Here is an 18332-nt window from a genome sequence, read left to right as displayed (position 1 = left end):
GTTCCTTCCAATCTTTTGTGGTGAACCCCACCACAAAAGGATTTTCCCTCCCATCGGGGCTAGGGGTTTTGTTTTCATAACAAATAATCAGGTATAAGTACTTGGTTGTTTATATTGGTAAATGGATACTTTTGATAAAATAATATTTAGCAAATTATGGATTTCCGTAATATGACTGATTACTAATTGATAATCTTTGTTCTAAATAATTAAAAACAAATAAACATGAAAAAGTTATTATCAACAATTCTAATACTTGGGACGTTTCTAGCTTATTCTCAAAAAGAAAACATTGAATCATCAACTCGAATATTAATTGATAAAACACAATTTACAAGAATTAATAAAGACTGGAATACAACCGCTGAATTTAAATCAGGAATAGGTGAATCTGTAAATTTCTTTCCCATAGAAGTAATTGATTTAAAATCAGGTTTAAAAACTAATGCTTTGCAATTAGACATGTATATAAAGAATCCAGACATTCGTAAAACGGCTTGGGTTGGAATTGATGAGATTGAAGAATTTATAAATTTTGTAGAAGATAACGTAATTCCAAATTTAGACTTAAAGTTCAAAGGCAAATCTTCCGAATTTATTTTTAAAGCAAAAGAAATGACTTTGTCATATTTTATTTATGAAAAAGATCGTAGAATTAGCATCAAACTAAATAGTTATGATGACGATAAAATTTTAAACTATACTTTCTGGACAGAAACACAAGTTGACAAAATTCCAAAATTGCTTACCGTTCTTAAGAAAATCAAATAATTTTTAGAATTCCTTGATTGAAAAGCAAAATATTGTTCCTTATTTTAGGATTGAATATGTGAACTTTTTTCAGGACAAGACAGGATATATAAAGCATTTAAAAATTGTAAATCACGATGAAATGAAAAATGAGATTAGAATTGTTGATACTTCAATTGAAGATCAAATTAAAAAGGAATTAAAAACTCAACCTGGAAGTGAAAGAGATAGGATCTTCTCAAAATTTTTTGGCGCAGCACTTGGAGGAATTCCTTGGGTGGGTGGATTTTTGACGACACTAACAGATTTACATTTTGATGACCAACCTAAAAATAATTTACTTTATGAAAAATGGCTTGAAGAACATAGAACTAAAATGAAACTTCTTGGTGAAACTTTATACGAAGTGGTGAAAAAACTAAACGAATTTTCTGAAGAAATAAATGAGAGACTTGAAAGCGAAGAATACTTACAAATCGTACGAAAATCTTTTAGAACTTGGGACAATGCAGATACTTTTGAAAAGCGAGAATTAATACGTAAATTAATCACTAATGCGGGAGGACAAAAAATTGTTGCCGATGATTTAATTAGACTTTTTCTAGACTGGTTAAATCTGTACCACGAAATTCATTTTTCAGTAATAAAAGTGATTTATCAAAATCAGAATGCCACTAGAAACGAAATTTGGCAAGAACTAAACGGAGCATATGTTAGAGAAGATTCTATGGAAGCCGATTTATTTAAAATGTTGATTAGAGATTTAAGCATGGGTGGTGTAATTCGACAGTATAGAGCAACTGATTACAATGGGAATTTTGTAAAGCAACAAAGAAAAAAAACTTATTCAACAGGAACTTTAAAATCAGCTTTCGATGATAATGAAAAATATGTTCTTACTGATTTAGGTCATAACTTTGTTCATTATACAATGAATGAATTAAATACAAAAATTGGATAAAATAAAACTTTCTGATTTCCCTGCTTGCTGGCATGAGCATCTCACTACTGAAATCAAAAGATGCCAAGTAACTAAATGAAAAATAAAAATCTAGTACAAAGTTTATTGAAAAGATGTTTACAATGCTAAAATTAGCATTGTAGATTGTGTTCACAAACAAGATGTTCGAATTAGAGAAGACTTTCTGGTTTTATTTCCTATTTAGTGCTAAGATTAGATAATATAAAAACTTCAGTTTTTATATCTTTACATTCACTCTTAGGAAATACAAGAGCCTTGTCAATTCTATTATCAAAAAGAAAAAAATAATTGGAAGTATTGCCAATCAAGTAATAATTTTTACTTGATGTATCGTACAATTTATCATTATATGAAAAAGAAAAAAAATCCATATTGTCCTCACTTACCTTAAATTCTAACGTTTTTGCTTTTTCCACATGGTTCAAAACATGCACATAAGTCATCAAGGGTAAAAAAATTGAAAGCGCTATAAATATTAGAGTAACAAAACTTATGATACTCAAGTAATTTCTTTTTCCATAATCCTTAACTATAAAATAAATAAAAAATAAGACAAAGAGAAATGAAACAAATTTCTTAAAGAGAAAGAAATAAATAAAGCCGAGAATAAATACTGCGAAATATATTGCAACTTTTATTATAACTGCATTATGATTATTTACGATCCTCGACAATAACAATGATAGAAACATGTAAATTAAAGGGACAATTGAAAAAATAATTACGTAGTTAAATAATGAAACAAACGTATCTTGCAATGTGGAATAAGATAAAATGTTAACACCAAAGCAAGCATACCACACATAGTCTCGTAATATCGAAAATATAAATAACCCTCCTAAAATCCATGATTTATTTTTATCGAAATATTTAAAACCATTTCTAAAAACAACTAATTCTCTATACATTAATAAACGTTTAAGTTAAGCAATATACAAAATAGATGTTAAAGTTCTGGTGTCAGCAAAGTAAACAAGTATTTTACCTAGTTTCCTATTCGCTTGGGGGCTCTTGAACATAAAGTTGGTAACAATCTAAATAAATGTAATTAAATCCTTAACCACATGAATTGGATAATAGAAAAACTCCAATAACTATTTAATTATGAGTAATTAAACTAGTATTTTTTTTTTTTAAAAATGCAAGACCAAAATCGATCTTGCATTTTTTGTAACATGATAAATAATAAAAATCTATTTACACGGTCTGACGCTCGTGTTTTCCTTCTTTAATTTCTTCCACCATTTTTTTATTAAAAGCGGGCAAATCATTCGGGTTTCGGCTGGTTACTAATCCGTTGTCTACGACTACTTCTGAATCTTCCCATTGTGCTCCGGCATTTATCAAATCGTTTTTAACAGAGAAGAACGAAGTTACTTTTCGACCTTCTAAAACATCTGCATCTACCAGAATTTGAGGACCATGACAAATAGCCGCTACTGGTTTTTTACTTTCAAAAAAAGAACGTACAAAATTTACTGCAGCTTCTTCTCTTCTCAATAAATCAGGGTTTATAACTCCTCCCGGAAGAACCAAAGCATCATAATCGGCTTCATTTGCCTGATCTAAAACTACATCTACATTATATTCTTTGCTCCAATTTCCGTCTTTCCAGGCTTTGATTGTCCCTGATTTCAAACTGATGATATCTGCATTCCAACCCTGCTCTTCCAGATAGGCTTTAGGCGATGATAATTCTGATTCTTCAAAACCGTTTGTTGCTAATATGGCTATATTCTTTTTCATAATTTTAAATATTTAATCGTTATAAATTTTGATTTAGTTAAAATTAATAATTTCAGACAGCCAGCGAAAACTGAGCATGTTAAACCTTTCTTTAATAAAAGTTAATTAATTGAATTTCAGATTTTTCTTAAAAATTAAATTGAAATTATATAAAATTCATGTCAATTTAGTTTACTATTTTATAGGATCAAGCTAAGAAAATAATTGTATAAATTAGTGAATAAGAAAATAAAAAGACATTTCAGGAAAACAAGAAAAATATGCCACTACATTATGTTCTCCCGACTTTGTAAATATTTCAATGATCTATAATCAATTTATCTAAGTTTTTTCCTTTATTTGTCTATAAAAATAAGTTACGAAATGGAAAGATTTCGCACGTCGTACGACCAATAAAACTAAATATTTCAATTAAAATATATGGCTGATAATCTTGAGGATTGGGAGAAAAAGCAAAAAGATTATTTAAATGTAGCCATAATTTGTTTCATCATTGGAACCTACTTTTTTATGAAAGTAATAAGTGGAAGTTACATTATAAAGTCATCAGAGCTTGAAGTTTATGATAATTTAATAACGTCACAAGAGCCTGAATTTAAAGAAACAAAAGGCAAACATGGGAGAAGATGGATAGAATTCAAATGTGTGGATAACTACAGTACTTTTGAGATTGCAAGTTTTGATTACAGATGTGCTAATAAAGATGAAATTCTAAGTGAAATAAAAGCGGGAGATACAATTTCGATTGCTATTTTAAAAGAGGATATAGAGGATTTTGACAGGGAAACTTCCTGCGAAATTCATTCACTTATAAAAAACGACAAAGAATACCTCGACATTCAATGCAGAAACAGAGTAGATAATAAAGATGGAAAAATGGGTTTCTTGTTACTATTTGCATTATCAATTATGACAGCAATAGTATATTCTTTTTCTAAAAAGCCTAAATTTTTCGATGAAGTAAGTCCGGAAATTATAATTGGAATCGTAATGATAATATTTTTTTTTACTCTAAGAATAAATTAAAAAATCAGTACAGCAAATTTCCTGCTTGTGAACGCAGCAAATAACAAAAACCAATCACAACGATACTATGTTAAAGAAACTTTTCAATTCTTACTATCGAAATTACTTTTTAACTCTATTTTCATTTAGTCAAAAGTCGTTTTCGCAATTTTTAAAAGCCAATAAATCCAAAAACTCTAATAAAATCGAAATGGAATTAGGAATTTTCAGAAACTTTTGGGACGGGCAACCGAATCATCTGCCGTTTTTAAGCTTTAGAAGTTATGCTGAAGAACCAGAAACGTTCAACTTAAAATTGAGTATCTCTAAGTTAGAATTTATTCTTGAAAATAATTCCGCAGAATCGATTAAAGAAGGTATTAAACTTTTAATTTTAAATGAAGACTGGAGGTCACATTTGGTTGCTTCAATTGCTTTACTAAGTCTAAAACAGGCCACACGGGAAAGCTTAGTATCGTACTTTTGGCAAAGAGTTAGTAAAGGTTCATGGGTTAGTCCGCAAATTATGGTAACGCTATCCTATTCTGATGTTGATTTCATTGTAAAGGGTAAAAAAATATTGAGTGAGGATTTCGAAATAAATTATCCTGATTTGTCTGCCATAGATCATCACGTTTCCAGAGGTGGAACGCCAAAAAGCATAGCCGGGAAAAAAGTACTTGCTTCTTTAGATTATCTCTTGAATGATGTTGTTAACGACACTTTTGATAATGACGCCGGCGGCTCAATATGCAAGGGCTGGAAAGAGAATTTAGACGAATCAATACGACAAAATAAGTTCAAACCTGAACAGTTTTAGTTGTAAAATAGATTTCATAAGCCTTCGACTCCGCTCAGGGTGACAATAGAATTTATCAAAAACAAAGCTTTGCGCCTTAGCGACTTTGCGCGATTACTTTTTCAAGCTTTTAAACAAAAAAACTTTGTGAATCTCTGTGCTCGCTTTCGCGTAATTTTGCGAAACAAAACCAGTAGTAATTCATAGTAATATCCTCAACAACAACCACTCTAAATTATTTCTAATAAAAATAATCACTAAAAAATTTGCGAAACCAAATAGTTGCACATATATTTGCAACCGATTAGTTTCTTAATTAATTATTTAAAAATAAAAATTATGACACTTATTAAGTCCCAGAAGCGTAAAGTTTTCTAATTTAGATTTTCTTGCAAGATTTTATTTGCAAATTTGCACGAATATTATAAAAAAACTTTTTAACCACTTGACGACATATTATTAACTATAAAAAAACAGAGAAAAAATGAAAAGCGATTTATTATTTGATTTTACCGTAGACAAACCATCAAAAACAGTAGTTATAACAAGAGAATTTAATGCAGAATTACCTTTGGTTTGGGATGCTTTTACTAAAGCAGAAATTCTGGATCAATGGGTAGCGCCAAAACCCTTTACAGCGAAAACAAAATACATGAATTTTGAAGTTGGCGGAAGACGATTCTACGCGATGGTAAGTCCTGAAGGACAAGAACGCTGGTCGGTTCAGGAATATACTTCGATTACGCCGAAAACGAATTTTAAAATGTACAATACGTTTGCAGACGAAAATGAAAACCGTCAATTACCCGGTTCTGACTGGGATTATGTTTTTAGTGAACAAGACGGGGTTACCACAGTTAATATTACCATTTTCAACGAATCTTTGGAACGCATGGAGAAAATGATTGAAATGGGCTTTGTACAAGGCTTTAAAATGACTATTGATAACTTAGAAAAGGTTTTGGAGAGTTTATCGTAACGATAATAATATTATAAAGTTTTTTTCACGCAGATTTTTAAAAGATTGAAGCAGATATACGCAGATTATAATTTACTAAAAATAAATCTGCTTAAATCTGTCTGATCTGCGTGAAAAAATCTTTACTCCTCGCCTTTGCGAGATTATTTTTAAACTCCTGAAATAAGTCTTATTTTTGATTAAGAATTGTTTTCAATATGATTTCTATAAAAACATTTGATCAGGCTGCAGATTTACAAAATCCAAGACGTATTTTAAAATATGTCCTGATTTTTTGTACCTCAGGTTCTACAACAATTTCTGTTGATGAAAATGAATTTATATTAACCCAAAATTCTGTTATTACGATAACTTCCGGACAAATTCATTATTTCAAAGACATTCAAAACGCAACCGGATTTGTTTTAGAATTTACCTATAATTTTTTCTGCAAAGATGATACTGATATGGAATTGATTTTCCACAACGGATTGTTTTGTCATTTTGCTATGAATGAAATGATTAAGATCGATAACAGCGAAATCATTATCAAGCAATTGGAAGAAATAAGCAAAGAATTAACCGAGACGCCTTATCAATATCTCATTTCTATTCACAGCCGAATTGAATTAATATTGATTGAAATTAATCGTACCAAAATCAATCGTGGCGATGAAATTTACAAACCCGATGCATTGTTTCTGCATTTTCTGGAAACTGTTTTAAAGAACTTCGAAAAGAATCTTTCTGTTAATGAAATCGCTTCTCTCATTGGTACAACCGAATCCAAACTAAACGAACTTTCCAAATTACACACCAACAAAACGGCACAAAATGTAGTCTTCGGATTAATTATTTCTGAAGCAAAACGTTTGTTTAATTACGAGAAGTTATCGGTAAAAGAAGTCGCTTATGCTTTGGGATTTAATGATCCGTTTTACTTTTCGAACTTCTTCAAAAAACACACTAATATCTCTCCAAAATCATATAAAGAAAAAGTTCCGCATTTATAATTACATGCTTTTTCTTAGATTCTCTATTCTTTCGCGTTAGCACTTATTACATCTTTGTACCTGTAATAATTGCTAATCAAAAACACATGAAAAGATATCAGGATTTTGCAGTCTTGCTTTTGCGACTCGCATTATCAGCGGGATTTATTTCTGCCGTTTCGAGTCGGTTAGGTTTATGGGGAAATTACTCCTCTGGCTGGGAAAATTTTCTGGCTTACACCGAAAAAGTAAACTCCTTTGCTCCAAAAAGTTGTATTCCCTCAGTTGCTATTACTGCGACCATTGCCGAAACACTTTTGGGAATACTTTTATTAATCGGTTTTAAAACCAGATTGTCCGCAATTGCCACTTCCCTTTTGACTTTATTGTTTGCCGTTGCCATGACGTATTCTTTTGGAATAAAAGATCCGTTAGATTATTCGGTATTTGTGTTTTCTATGGCGGCTTTTCTGTTGTCGACTGCAGAGCAATATAAGTGGAGTTTAGATGAAATGATTTAGAAAAAGTAACAAATTAAAATTCAATAAAAATGGAAAAACAAATCACAAAAACCAGTGAAATAAATTGGAAACCTTTAATCGAAGAAGGTGTAAAAACAGACGGAATCTCTGTAAAAACTTTGTGTTACGACGACGTTGCCAAAAGACCAACAGCCTTTTTATCTAAATTTGAACCGGGAGCTTCATATCCAAATCACAGTCATCCCTCGGGAGAAGAAATCTTTGTTCTCGAAGGCGAAGTGCGCTCCGGAAAAGATGAACTTAAAAAAGGCGATTATTTGTATATGCCACCGGGAAGCACACATTCTGTGTTTTCTAAAACCGGATGTATATTATTGTTTAAAGTGCCGGAGGAAGTTGTTATTTTGAAGTGATATGTAAATGGTCTGAGGTCTTTTAATTTTTTACAGAGCATGTTGAAATAATCTCGCAAAGTCGCAAAGTCGCAAAGGGAAACTTAAAAAAAGAAAACTTTGCGGCTCTGCGACTTTGCGAGAGTGTTTTTATTAATTAATACTTTAAATCTTTATAACATCTCACAAATCTTTCAATACCTGATATACTTTTTTAAACTTCTTAAAAGCATTTTCATAAACATCTTTATGGTCTGTATTGGGATAAAAAATCTTTCCGGTTTTGTTTTCAGTCACGACGTCAATACCAATAGATTTCATTCCAATTAATACAGCGCCCCAGGCAGAACCTTCAATCGTTTGGGAAGTTTCTACGGTCATCTGAAAAATATCGGCCACCATTTGAAGCCAGAGTTCACTTTTTCCAAATCCGCCACTCGCCATTACTTTGGTCTGTTTTCTTCTTTCAGTATCGGGAATTAAAATTTCGGTTATTTGAAACAATCCAAACAAAATCCCTTCTAAAGTCGCCCTTACCAAATGCGCCTGCGTATGGGTAATTTGCATTCCTAGAATTGATCCTTGTGCAGCAGCATCCCAAATTGGCGCTCTTTCGCCCAATAAATAAGGGACAAAAAGCAAACCATCTGATCCGGCAGGAATTTTTTCTGCTTCTGCAAAAAGAACTTCAAAAGACTGATCTGTTTTTAGCAAAGTTTCCCTAAGCCATTGTAGAATAATAGCGCCGTTATTTACCGCACCCAGAGTAAGATATTGATTATCCATCAAATGGTAACATTGCGTTCGCATTTGTTCGTCAAGATAGGGATTGTCTATTGGCAAACGCACAGCTCCGCTTGTACCAATGGTTAAGGCAATACAACCTTTGTTCATTGCTCCTGTTCCTAAATTTGCCAAAGCGCCGTCGCCTCCTCCAATTATATATAAAAAATCGTCTGAAATCCCTTTGCATTGATGTGTTACTTCACAAACTGACGATAATTGTTCGGATTTCAGACTTAAAAAATCTAAAATTTCCTCATCCCATTTTAAAGTATGAATGTTCAATAATCCCGTACCGGATGCCATTGAAGTATCTGTATAATATTCATTCGTAAGATGATGCCATACATATTCTTTAATGCTAATGAATTTATAGGTTTTAGAAAAAATATCGGAATCAAATTCCTTAAACCATGCAATTTTAGTCATGGGTGAAAAAGGATGAATCGGGATTCCGGTTTTTTGATAAAAATGTTTTCCTTTTTCAGAATTTTTAAGTTTTTCTGCAATTGTGTGAGCTCTGTTATCAGCCCATAAAATAGCCTCTGTTAAGGGTTTTCCGGTTTCATCGATAGCGATAATACTTTGCATCGCCGAGCTAAAACTGATAAATTCCGGCTGAATTCCATTTGTAATTTCGGTAATGCAATCTTTAACCGTTTGCAAAATTTGTTCGGGATTTTGAACACTCCAATCCGGTTTTGGATGGTACATTGGGTATGCCATTGAAACCTCTTTGATGACATTTCCCTGCTTGTCAAAACAAATGGCTTTTGTGGCTGTGGTTCCAATATCGATTCCTATATAAAATGATTCCATGTTTTTTATTTGATCCATAAATTGAGCACCAAAACGCCTATTAATCCCATTACACCAATAATGGTTTCCATCACCGTCCAGGTTTTAAAAGTATCCGAAATACTGATGCCAAAATATTCCTTAAACATCCAGAATCCGGTATCGTTGACGTGAGAACACATTAAGCTTCCTGCACCAATAGACAATACCATTAATTCGGGACTGACGCCAGAAGCCAATACTAAGGGCTGTACAATTCCTGCTGCGGTTAATCCTGCAACAGTTGCAGAGCCTAAAGCAATACGAATAATTGTGGCTATTAACCAGCCTAAAAATAAGGGAGAAAGAGAGGATTTTTCGAAAAATGTACTTAAATCATTTCCCATTCCGCTGTCTATTAAAACCTGTTTAAAAGCGCCACCGGCAGCAATAATTAAAATAATCATGGTGGCAGAACTCATGGCACTACCCGATTTATCCATAATATCCTGCATTTTTCTTCCGCGAAAAATTCCTAAAGAAAATACCGCAAAAAGTACGGCAATTAGCATTGAAGTGGTTGGATTTCCTATGAAAAGTAAAATGGATCGTATTGAACCTTCCGACAAAATTAATTCACTAAAAGTTGCAGTTGCCATTAAAAAAACAGGAACTAAAGCAGTTAGAATACTGATTTGAAAAGAAGGCATTTCGGCTTCTGTAAAAGTTTTACTTTCGAATAATCCTTTTGGAGGAAACGCCTGGATTTTTTTGATAAACTCGGGAAAAACGATTCCGGCTACAAAAAGTGCTGGCAACGCTACCAGAAGTCCGTAAAGTAATGTTTTACCAATATTGGCTTTAAAAATAACCGCAATTGCTGTAGGTCCGGGATGCGGCGGTAAAAAACCGTGCGTTATAGAAAGTGCCGAAGCCATTGCAATTCCCAGATAAATAATGGGCTGTTTGGTACTTTTAGCAACAGCAAAAACCATCGGAATTAAAATAATAAAACCCGCATTATAAAACATCGAAATCCCTACTGAAAAACCGGTAATAACCATTGCCCATTTAATATGCCTGATGCCAAAGGAATCAATCATTACGGAACTAATTCGCTGCGCGGCACCACTGTCTGATAACAAATTACCCAGAATAACTCCAAATGCAATAATTAAAATTAAAGATCCGAGTGTACTTCCAATTCCGGATTGAATTGAATTAATTAAATCAGGAAAAGGCATTTGCTTTGCGATTCCCACAAAAAATGCGGCAATAATTAAAGCGATAAAGGCATTAAGTTTAACGCCGGAAATAAGAAGCAATAACAAAAGAATACTGGCAATCAGAATCAGTAAAGACATGGATTTGAATGTGATAAATGATTAATAACTGTATTCGAAATAGCTAAATAACTTTTATTCGCTTTTTTCTACAGCGTGTCCGCCAAACTCATTTCGAAGTGCCGCCACCACTTTTCCAGAAAACGTATCCGACATTTGAGAACGATAACGCATCATAATTGAAAGGGCGATCACAGGAGTTGGAACGCCTAAATCTAAAGCTGTTTCTAAAGTCCATTTTCCTTCGCCAGATGAATGCATAATTCCTTTTATTCCGTCTAGTCTTGCATCTTTAGAAAAAGCATTTTCAGTAAGTTCCATCAACCAGCTGCGAACCACTGAACCGTGATTGAACAATTTGGCCGTTTTTTGAAAATCGATATCAAATTCTGAATGTTCAAAAACCTCAAATCCTTCTGCAATAGACTGCATCATTCCGTACTCGATACCGTTGTGAACCATTTTAGTAAAATGCCCGCTTCCGGCAGCTCCGGTATATAAAAATCCGTTTTCTACAGAAATGTCCTGGAAAACTTTTGCTACATAATCAAATACATCGGCATCTCCGCCAATCATGGTACAGGCTCCATTTAAAGCTCCGGAAGTTCCGCCAGAAGTTCCACAATCTAAAAAATCAATTCCATGTTCTTTTAGTTGTGCATAACGGCGTTTTGAATCGTTGTAATTCGAATTTCCGCCGTCAATAATAATATCGCTTTTTGACAAATATGGCAATAAAGAAGTTATAACAGCATCTACGATTTCGCCAGCAGGAACCATTAGCCAAATCACTCTTCTGTCTGTAAGCTTTTTGCAAAGTTCTTCAACAGAAAAGGCGGTTTCAATTCCTTCCTGACCAATTTTTGAAACAAAATCGGAGTTGACATCCTGTGCAACAACATCATAATTATTTCTTTTTAAATTCAAGGCGAGATTAAATCCCATTTTTCCCAATCCTATTATTCCTACTTGCATGTGTCTTTTTTTATTATTTGATTCGTAAAAATATTACTTTCCGTGCTTTTAATTGTTTCAATTTTGATTTAATATGTTAAATAAAAAATTGAAGCGAATGGTTGCAGCGAATTATTCCTATCTCAAATCTTTCTTGATTACGAGATATTTTAGGTCTGTTTTTCCAACATTGCTAATGCCGTGCTCCATATTTGACGGACAATAGAAACTGGTATTTGGTCCGGCAGTTGTGGTTTTTCCATCCAAATAAAATTGAGCTGTTCCTTCAAGAATATAAAAAAATTCTTCTTCAATGTGATGATGCGGTGCGTGTGTAGATTTTCCGGGTTCGACGATACTCATTTTGAGTGTGTTTTCCTGAGTAAAATTTTTATCACCAAACCAATATTGGTATCCTACTTTGGTTTTTGTTGCTTTGTCTAAATCAAAATGATTGACACAGTTTTCAATGGTATATTTTATCTCTGTTGGAGCTGTTTCTTTTTTTACTTCCTGAGATTGTATGGTATGAGTTATTAAAGTTACGATTGCAACTTTAATGGTAGTTGATAGTTTCATGTTTTTTTATAGTAATAATACAAAAAAATGAAATCTATAAAAATTAAAAATTTACAATTCTACTGCTAAAAGTTCCTTTCCCAGATTATGTAAAGCATTTTCTATTTTTAAACGCTGCTCTAATCTTGGGTTTCTGTGACCTGATGCGTAATGTTGAATTTGTTTTTGATTTATACCTGTAATCCTTTCTAGTGCTGAGTTGGTAAATATGCCTTTATAATAATTTAATAAACTTGCAGTATCAAATTTATAAAGTAGTTCATATTCCTTATCCAGAAAACCTGGCTTATTATCTCCATTTAATTCTTTTAAAGTTTCAATACAATCTAATATATCTTGTTTGCATTCCTGAACTGTATCGCCACCACCAACAATTGCTTTCTCATTTTCTGCATAACCCCAAAAACCATCTTCGTTTCTTTCGATAATAATTTTAATTGTTTTCATATTTATCAACTTTTAGATAGGCTACAACTCCATCTCTTTTCTTAATTTTTGCTCTAATCCTTTTCCAATTTCTTTTGCTCCATGATTAGGAATCACAACTTGTTTACCATCCTTTTCATAAATCTCATGACTTCCTTTTCCTTGTCTTAAGAATACCCAGCCATTTCGCATAGCTTCCCTAATAAATTCTCTTGACTTCATTAAAAACGATTTTACAAAGATAGTAAAATTACTATCTTAAATAGTTAAAAAAATAAATTTTGTGATGTATTAATTTTTTAAAATCACAAAACAAAAGTAAGAAAATATTTATATTTAAAGATTAGGTAATTTTGTAAAAATCTTTTTATTATCAATAAAAAAGCAAGCCTTATCAGCTTGCTTTCTTCTTTCTTAAATTTTCTCCTTAAATTTTAATTGCAATTTTACCAATAGTAGTTCCCGATTCCAATAGTTTGTGCGCTTCTTTAAAATTAGAGACCGTTAAGCCATTCAATGTTGTTTTTAAAGTAGATTGAATTGTTCCGTTGTCTAATAAATCAGCTAATTTGTTTAAAATATGGTGTTGCGCTATCATATCTTCGGTTTGAAACACAGAGCGTGTAAACATTGACTCCCAGTGGAAACTGACACTTTTGCCTTTTAATTGACGAAGATTCACATTTTCGACAGGATCACTTATGCAGCCAATATGCCCCTGAGGTTTTATCAACTCTACAAATGCATTCCAATATTGATTAGCATCAACAAAATCTAATATAAAATCAACTTGTTGAAAACCGGCGTCTCGAACTTCTTGTATCAATTTTTTATGATTGACTACAAAATCGGCGCCTTGCTGTTTACACCATTCAATAGATTCAGGACGTGAAGCTGTAGCGATTACAGTTAAGCCTGCCACTTTTTTAGCCAGTTGAATGGCAATTGAGCCTACACCGCCTGCTCCGCCAATTATCAAAATAGTTTTCCCTTTATCTTTTTCAGGGTCAATTCTAATTCTGTCAAATAATATTTCCCAGGCTGTCAAACCTGTTAACGGCATCGCAGCAGCTTGTTCTATCGAAAGTGATTTTGGTTTTCTGCCAACAATGCGTTCATCAATAAGTTGATATTCGGCATTACTGCCTGGTTTGGTAATATCTCCGGCATAATACACTTCGTCGCCTACTTTAAATAAACTCACCTGATCGCCAATGGCTTCTACAATTCCTACGGCATCCCAACCTATGATTTTTGGAGTTTCTAAAACAGTTTCTTTGGCACTATTCTGGCGGATTTTAAAATCGACCGGATTTACCGAAACGGCTTGAACTTTAACTAATAAATCAAGTCCTACGGGAGTTGGTTTTGGAGTTTCAAATGCTGTAAAACTATCTTCTTTTTCTATTGATAATGAGGTTTTAAATCCTATTGCTTTCATCTTTTTATGTTTTGATTTAAACTAATAATACAAAGATACGGACAAAGAAGAATCTGGAAATTGTACAAATTTGTTATGAATTTGTATATGTTTATCGTTTGGAGATTATTAATGATAGGTTAAAATTGACCATTAATAAAAATAAGAAATTAATTTACTTTATGTATCTCATAAAAAACTAAACCTCTCTCCTAGCCCCGATAGAAGCGGTATCCTTTTTCTGGCTTTTTAGCCCGGAAAAGATACAAGCGGATAGCGGGACAAGTCGTCTTAAAAAACATAATTCTTCTGCTCCTAAAAAAGAATAACCCAAATTCTACTTAGAAATTTTACTTATGAACACTAAGAAATTAACACGAGAACCATAAAACAAACTATATTAGCCTTTCATTTTTTCAAAAAACAACCTTTAAACCTTTTCACTATGAACCAACTCCAACTTAAAATAAAATTACTTCTAATATTTTTCATCGCTTTTTCTTTTACAAATTTCATATACGCTCAGCTATCAGAAGGCAACAACCATAACTTAATTGCAAAAGGCGCCGTTCTCACAAAACTATCCGATCAATACCGTTTTACAGAAGGACCTGCCGCAGATAAAAAAGGAAATATTTATTTTACCGATCAGCCTAATAACAGAATCATAAAATGGTCGGTTAATGGGGAACTTTCTGTTTTTATGGAAAATGCAGGAAGAGCTAACGGTTTGTATTTTGATCACGAAGGCAATCTTTTGGCTTGTGCCGATGAAAAAAATGAAATTTGGAAAATAGACCAAAACAAAAATACTACTGTGTTGGTAAATGACTTTGAAGGAAAAAAGCTGAATGGTCCTAATGATCTCTGGGTTGATCCCAAAGGTGGTATCTATTTTACAGATCCTTTTTACAAAAGAGATTACTGGAAACATACCTCCAAAGAAATAGAGAAAGAATGTGTTTACTATTTATCTCCGGATAAATCTAAAATTATTAACGTTGACGATGAGCTTATAAAACCCAATGGGATAATTGGAACTTCCGATGGAAAAACTTTATACGTAGCGGATATAACAGCAAACAAAACGTACTCTTATATTATCAACACTGATGGGTCTCTAGGCAAAAAAACGCTTTTTACTGAATCAGGTTCAGATGGAATGACAAGAGACGAGTCCGGAAACATTTACTTAACCGGAAAAGGAGTTACTGTATTTAATCCAAAGGGAGAAAAAATAGCCCATATTGATGTTCAGGAACCTTGGACAGCCAATGTTTGTTTTGGAGGAAAAAAATTTAAAACATTATTTATAACTGCTGGCAAAAGCGTTTATACGTTAGAAATGAACGTTCGGGGAATGAAATAATCAATGGATATTGTGCCAAATACTTGTGTTATTCTTTACACTTTGGGAAACCAAACCTTATCAATAAACTGGACTAAAGTCCAGCCCTACAATATGAATCATTCCTCCGGAATTTTATAATCTGTGCAGATAATCATTAGAATGATTTTTTAAAAATCAAAAAAAGAGCCTTCGGCTCTACCCAGTTTTGTAGGGCTGGACTTTAGTCCAGTTTAATGTGACGAATATTTTTATTAAGATGAGATTGGTTTGCTTCTAAAAATTCAGCTGTTTTTATCGACTTTGTGTATAGCTTTTGATTTTGACGACGTTTTTGCAAAATAAGACATCTGAAAAACGCTTAAAAAAGAATTCAAATTTCGATAAAAACAAAATATCTAATTATTTAAATCCTTCAGAAAGCCTTATTTTTCGGTATCTATATCACGATAAGAAAATATTATGATAATATTATTTCATTATTAGAAAAACGGTGTTACATTTGCCTAACAGTGTTAAACAATTTAATACTTAAATAAAATGGCAAGTAAAGATCGAATTTTAAGACAAAAAGAAGAGACAAGAAGTAACATTCTTGAAGCTGCTTATGCTATCGTCAAAGAAGAAGGATGGCAGGGTCTTAGTATGCGAAAGATTGCTGATAAAATTGAATACACCGCTCCTATTATTTATGAATATTTCTCTAATAAAGAAGCTATTTTAACTGAATTGACCGGAAAAGGTTTTATAAAACTAGCTAAGGAACTTCAAAATGCCAAAGCCAAATTTGAAAAACCAGAAGATCAAATCGAAGCAATGTGGATGGCATATTGGGATTTTGCCTTTACAGATACCGAGATGTATCAGGTAATGTTTGGTGTACAAATGAACTGTTGTTCTCAGCAATGTTCGGCTGCTGAAGCCCCATATAAACTGTTTACGGCGGTGATTGCTGAAATTATGAAAGACAGTAATCCGAGTCCGGAAGTTATTAAACAAAAGTATTTTACTTTCTTTTCTGTTATTCACGGCTTAATCGCGATTAACATCATTAACAGAAGTGAAGTAATGGAAACTATCAACAATCAAATCCTGAAAGATGCGATTGGTGGAATCATAAAGTCAATACAATAAAAAAAATTTCATTTTTACTTAACAGTGATAAATGATTTAATGGGTAAATTTGCAAATACTTTTTTTTACAATTTTACTTAACGACGTTAGAAAATTTAATTGAGTAATACAACGGCTTTTTTTTCGTCATTTACTTAACAATGATAAATAATTTAATACCGATTTATGAAATATAATTCGAATGCATTATTATTTGAAATTTTGCACCAATTTACTTAACAACGTTAGAAAATTTAATAGACATAAATATGAATTTCCAGAATACCACAAATAAAATTTTTAAAAACGAGAATGTCCAACAAATTAAAACCAATATTAAAATGAAAAATGTAATTATAACCAGCTTTATTCTTGCGCTAGTACTAAGTAGTTGTGCAGATAAACAACAGGCTCCAGCTCCTGCAGCACCGCTTTTGCCTGTTTTAGCTATCCAGAATTCAAATGCTGTTACTGATGCCGAATATCCTGCTTCAATACAAGGAACTGTTGATGTAGAAATTCGCCCTCAGGTAAGCGGAAACCTTGATCGCGTTTTGGTTGATGAAGGTGCTTATGTAAATAAAGGTCAGACTTTATTCAAAATAAACGAACGTCCGTTTCGTGAGCAGTTAAACAATGCTTTGGCAAGTCTTCACGCTTCTGAAGCTGCTTTAATTAACGCTCAGTTAGAAGTTGATAAATTAACTCCTTTGGTACAAAACAAAGTAGTTTCTGATTATCAGTTAAAAACGGCTAAAGCTTCTCAAAAAATTGCCGCTGCCAATATAGAACAAGCAAGAGCAATGGTAGAATCTGCAAAAATTAATTTAGGATATACCAATGTGACAGCTCCAGTGAGTGGTTATATTGGAAGATTGCCTAAAAAACAAGGAAGTTTAGTTTCAGCATCTGACATTGAGCCTTTAACAAAATTATCTGATGTACATGAAGTTTTTGTTTACTTCTCTTTAGGAGAAACTGATTTCATCAAATTTAAATCTCAATACGCAGGAAACACACTTGGTGATAAAATTAAAAAATTACCTCCTGTAACTTTAATTTTGGCTGATAATAGCGATTATGGCAAATCAGGAAAAATTGATATGGTCGACGGTCAATTTGATAAAACTACCGGTGCGATTACATTAAGAGCAACTTTCCCTAATGCAAGCGGAACTTTACGTTCTGGAAATACAGGAAAAATTCGTTTAGGAATTAACCATGACGATGCAATCCTTGTTCCGCAATCAGCAACTATTGAAATGCAGGATAAAGTATTTGTTTTCACTTTAAACAAAGAAAATAAAGTAAACAAAATGCCTATCACGATTATTGGTAAAAGCGGTACAAACTATCTTATTAGCGATGGTGTAAAATCTGGTGACCAAATTGTTTTAAGCGGAATTGACAAACTTCAGGAAGGTCAGGTTATCCAGCCTCAAAAAGCAACAGCAGTTGCGCAAATCATTACTAAAAAATAATT

Annotated in this window: 20 protein-coding genes; 11 read left to right on the top strand and 9 right to left on the bottom strand. The window is 32.7% G+C overall.

Annotation, left to right across the window (positions count from 1 at the left end; genetic code table 11):
• Positions 1–225: 225 nt before the first annotated feature.
• On the top strand, positions 226–771 hold the full coding sequence (locus RT99_RS14505) for a hypothetical protein (RefSeq protein WP_042565448.1): 546 nt from the start codon (positions 226–228) through the stop codon (positions 769–771).
• A gap of 121 nt (positions 772–892) precedes the next feature.
• Positions 893–1711 carry a hypothetical protein gene (locus RT99_RS14500; protein ID WP_042565481.1) on the top strand — a complete coding sequence of 273 codons (819 nt, stop codon included), beginning with the start codon at positions 893–895 and terminating at the stop codon, positions 1709–1711.
• Positions 1712–1908: 197 nt separating this feature from the next.
• Here RT99_RS14500 and RT99_RS14495 read toward each other — a convergent pair whose 3' ends face one another.
• Together RT99_RS14495 and RT99_RS14490 are read right to left on the bottom strand one after the other, a co-directional pair.
• On the bottom strand, positions 1909–2640 hold the full coding sequence (locus RT99_RS14495) for a hypothetical protein (RefSeq protein ID WP_042565447.1): 732 nt from the start codon (positions 2638–2640) through the stop codon (positions 1909–1911).
• A gap of 289 nt (positions 2641–2929) precedes the next feature.
• Positions 2930–3478, bottom strand: coding sequence for a type 1 glutamine amidotransferase domain-containing protein (locus tag RT99_RS14490; protein WP_042565446.1), 549 nt, complete (start codon positions 3476–3478; stop codon positions 2930–2932).
• 420 nt (positions 3479–3898) lie between these two features.
• Here RT99_RS14490 and RT99_RS14485 point away from each other — a divergent pair, with 420 nt between their 5' ends.
• From RT99_RS14485 to RT99_RS14460, 6 genes are all read left to right on the top strand, one after another.
• Complete coding sequence (locus tag RT99_RS14485; RefSeq protein WP_042565445.1) at positions 3899–4504, top strand: hypothetical protein; 606 nt, start codon at positions 3899–3901, stop codon at positions 4502–4504.
• 190 nt (positions 4505–4694) lie between these two features.
• Positions 4695–5303: a hypothetical protein gene (locus tag RT99_RS14480; protein WP_042565444.1), complete on the top strand. Its 609-nt coding sequence runs from the start codon at positions 4695–4697 to the stop codon at positions 5301–5303.
• 463 nt (positions 5304–5766) lie between these two features.
• Complete coding sequence (locus tag RT99_RS14475; RefSeq protein ID WP_042565443.1) at positions 5767–6261, top strand: SRPBCC domain-containing protein; 495 nt, start codon at positions 5767–5769, stop codon at positions 6259–6261.
• A 197-nt stretch (positions 6262–6458) separates the two neighbouring features.
• A complete protein-coding gene (locus RT99_RS14470; RefSeq protein WP_042565442.1) occupies positions 6459–7253 on the top strand; it encodes an AraC family transcriptional regulator in 795 nt (264 codons plus the stop codon).
• Between the two features lie 86 nt (positions 7254–7339).
• Entirely contained in the window at positions 7340–7753 is a 414-nt protein-coding gene (locus RT99_RS14465) for a DoxX family membrane protein (RefSeq protein ID WP_042565441.1), read from the top strand.
• 29 nt (positions 7754–7782) lie between these two features.
• On the top strand, positions 7783–8127 hold the full coding sequence (locus tag RT99_RS14460; protein WP_042565440.1) for a dimethylsulfonioproprionate lyase family protein: 345 nt from the start codon (positions 7783–7785) through the stop codon (positions 8125–8127).
• A 162-nt stretch (positions 8128–8289) separates the two neighbouring features.
• Here the strand turns inward: RT99_RS14460 and RT99_RS14455 are convergent, their stop codons facing one another.
• The 7 genes from RT99_RS14455 to RT99_RS14425 all read right to left on the bottom strand — a co-directional run bounded on the left by RT99_RS14455 (position 8290) and on the right by RT99_RS14425 (position 14409).
• Positions 8290–9708 carry a gluconokinase gene (locus tag RT99_RS14455; RefSeq protein WP_042565480.1) on the bottom strand — a complete coding sequence of 473 codons (1419 nt, stop codon included), beginning with the start codon at positions 9706–9708 and terminating at the stop codon, positions 8290–8292.
• A gap of 5 nt (positions 9709–9713) precedes the next feature.
• Positions 9714–11030, bottom strand: coding sequence for a gluconate:H+ symporter (locus RT99_RS14450; protein ID WP_042565439.1), 1317 nt, complete (start codon positions 11028–11030; stop codon positions 9714–9716).
• A gap of 54 nt (positions 11031–11084) precedes the next feature.
• A complete protein-coding gene (gnd, locus tag RT99_RS14445; protein ID WP_042565438.1) occupies positions 11085–11984 on the bottom strand; it encodes a phosphogluconate dehydrogenase (NAD(+)-dependent, decarboxylating) in 900 nt (299 codons plus the stop codon).
• A gap of 117 nt (positions 11985–12101) precedes the next feature.
• Complete coding sequence (locus RT99_RS14440) at positions 12102–12542, bottom strand: cupin domain-containing protein (RefSeq protein ID WP_042565437.1); 441 nt, start codon at positions 12540–12542, stop codon at positions 12102–12104.
• Positions 12543–12593: 51 nt separating this feature from the next.
• Positions 12594–12989, bottom strand: a complete 396-nt coding sequence (locus tag RT99_RS14435) for a hypothetical protein (RefSeq protein ID WP_042565436.1) — start codon at positions 12987–12989, stop codon at positions 12594–12596.
• A 21-nt stretch (positions 12990–13010) separates the two neighbouring features.
• Entirely contained in the window at positions 13011–13190 is a 180-nt protein-coding gene (locus RT99_RS14430) for a type II toxin-antitoxin system HicA family toxin (protein WP_042565435.1), read from the bottom strand.
• 205 nt (positions 13191–13395) lie between these two features.
• Positions 13396–14409, bottom strand: a complete 1014-nt coding sequence (locus RT99_RS14425; RefSeq protein WP_042565434.1) for a zinc-binding alcohol dehydrogenase family protein — start codon at positions 14407–14409, stop codon at positions 13396–13398.
• A 424-nt stretch (positions 14410–14833) separates the two neighbouring features.
• Between RT99_RS14425 and RT99_RS14420 the strand changes: the two genes are divergently transcribed.
• The 3 genes from RT99_RS14420 to RT99_RS14410 all read left to right on the top strand — a co-directional run bounded on the left by RT99_RS14420 (position 14834) and on the right by RT99_RS14410 (position 18330).
• A complete protein-coding gene (locus RT99_RS14420; protein ID WP_042565433.1) occupies positions 14834–15757 on the top strand; it encodes an SMP-30/gluconolactonase/LRE family protein in 924 nt (307 codons plus the stop codon).
• A gap of 519 nt (positions 15758–16276) precedes the next feature.
• Complete coding sequence (locus RT99_RS14415) at positions 16277–16870, top strand: TetR/AcrR family transcriptional regulator (protein ID WP_042565432.1); 594 nt, start codon at positions 16277–16279, stop codon at positions 16868–16870.
• A gap of 320 nt (positions 16871–17190) precedes the next feature.
• The gene (locus RT99_RS14410; protein ID WP_371198031.1) at positions 17191–18330 is read left to right on the top strand and encodes an efflux RND transporter periplasmic adaptor subunit; all 1140 of its coding nucleotides are present in this window, start codon (positions 17191–17193) and stop codon (positions 18328–18330) included.
• Positions 18331–18332: the final 2 nt, after the last annotated feature.

It is taken from the genome of Flavobacterium sp. MEB061, from assembly GCF_000834715.1.
Classification (GTDB): Bacteria; Bacteroidota; Bacteroidia; order Flavobacteriales; family Flavobacteriaceae; genus Flavobacterium; species Flavobacterium pectinovorum.
This window is presented reverse-complemented; position numbering and strand designations above follow the sequence as displayed.

Excerpts from the sequence above, each read along its gene's own strand:
- RT99_RS14505 (WP_042565448.1), top strand. The coding sequence starts at position 226 with ATGAAAAAGTTATTATCAACAATTCTAATACTTGGGACGTTTCTAGCT.
- RT99_RS14500 (WP_042565481.1), top strand. The coding sequence starts at position 893 with ATGAAAAATGAGATTAGAATTGTTGATACTTCAATTGAAGATCAAATT.
- RT99_RS14495 (WP_042565447.1), bottom strand. The coding sequence starts at position 2,640 with ATGTATAGAGAATTAGTTGTTTTTAGAAATGGTTTTAAATATTTCGAT.
- RT99_RS14490 (WP_042565446.1), bottom strand. The coding sequence starts at position 3,478 with ATGAAAAAGAATATAGCCATATTAGCAACAAACGGTTTTGAAGAATCA.
- RT99_RS14485 (WP_042565445.1), top strand. The coding sequence starts at position 3,899 with ATGGCTGATAATCTTGAGGATTGGGAGAAAAAGCAAAAAGATTATTTA.
- RT99_RS14480 (WP_042565444.1), top strand. The coding sequence starts at position 4,695 with ATGGAATTAGGAATTTTCAGAAACTTTTGGGACGGGCAACCGAATCAT.
- RT99_RS14475 (WP_042565443.1), top strand. The coding sequence starts at position 5,767 with ATGAAAAGCGATTTATTATTTGATTTTACCGTAGACAAACCATCAAAA.
- RT99_RS14470 (WP_042565442.1), top strand. The coding sequence starts at position 6,459 with ATGATTTCTATAAAAACATTTGATCAGGCTGCAGATTTACAAAATCCA.
- RT99_RS14465 (WP_042565441.1), top strand. The coding sequence starts at position 7,340 with ATGAAAAGATATCAGGATTTTGCAGTCTTGCTTTTGCGACTCGCATTA.
- RT99_RS14460 (WP_042565440.1), top strand. The coding sequence starts at position 7,783 with ATGGAAAAACAAATCACAAAAACCAGTGAAATAAATTGGAAACCTTTA.
- RT99_RS14455 (WP_042565480.1), bottom strand. The coding sequence starts at position 9,708 with ATGGAATCATTTTATATAGGAATCGATATTGGAACCACAGCCACAAAA.
- RT99_RS14450 (WP_042565439.1), bottom strand. The coding sequence starts at position 11,030 with ATGTCTTTACTGATTCTGATTGCCAGTATTCTTTTGTTATTGCTTCTT.
- gnd (WP_042565438.1), bottom strand. The coding sequence starts at position 11,984 with ATGCAAGTAGGAATAATAGGATTGGGAAAAATGGGATTTAATCTCGCC.
- RT99_RS14440 (WP_042565437.1), bottom strand. The coding sequence starts at position 12,542 with ATGAAACTATCAACTACCATTAAAGTTGCAATCGTAACTTTAATAACT.
- RT99_RS14435 (WP_042565436.1), bottom strand. The coding sequence starts at position 12,989 with ATGAAAACAATTAAAATTATTATCGAAAGAAACGAAGATGGTTTTTGG.
- RT99_RS14430 (WP_042565435.1), bottom strand. The coding sequence starts at position 13,190 with ATGAAGTCAAGAGAATTTATTAGGGAAGCTATGCGAAATGGCTGGGTA.
- RT99_RS14425 (WP_042565434.1), bottom strand. The coding sequence starts at position 14,409 with ATGAAAGCAATAGGATTTAAAACCTCATTATCAATAGAAAAAGAAGAT.
- RT99_RS14420 (WP_042565433.1), top strand. The coding sequence starts at position 14,834 with ATGAACCAACTCCAACTTAAAATAAAATTACTTCTAATATTTTTCATC.
- RT99_RS14415 (WP_042565432.1), top strand. The coding sequence starts at position 16,277 with ATGGCAAGTAAAGATCGAATTTTAAGACAAAAAGAAGAGACAAGAAGT.
- RT99_RS14410 (WP_371198031.1), top strand. The coding sequence starts at position 17,191 with ATGAAAAATGTAATTATAACCAGCTTTATTCTTGCGCTAGTACTAAGT.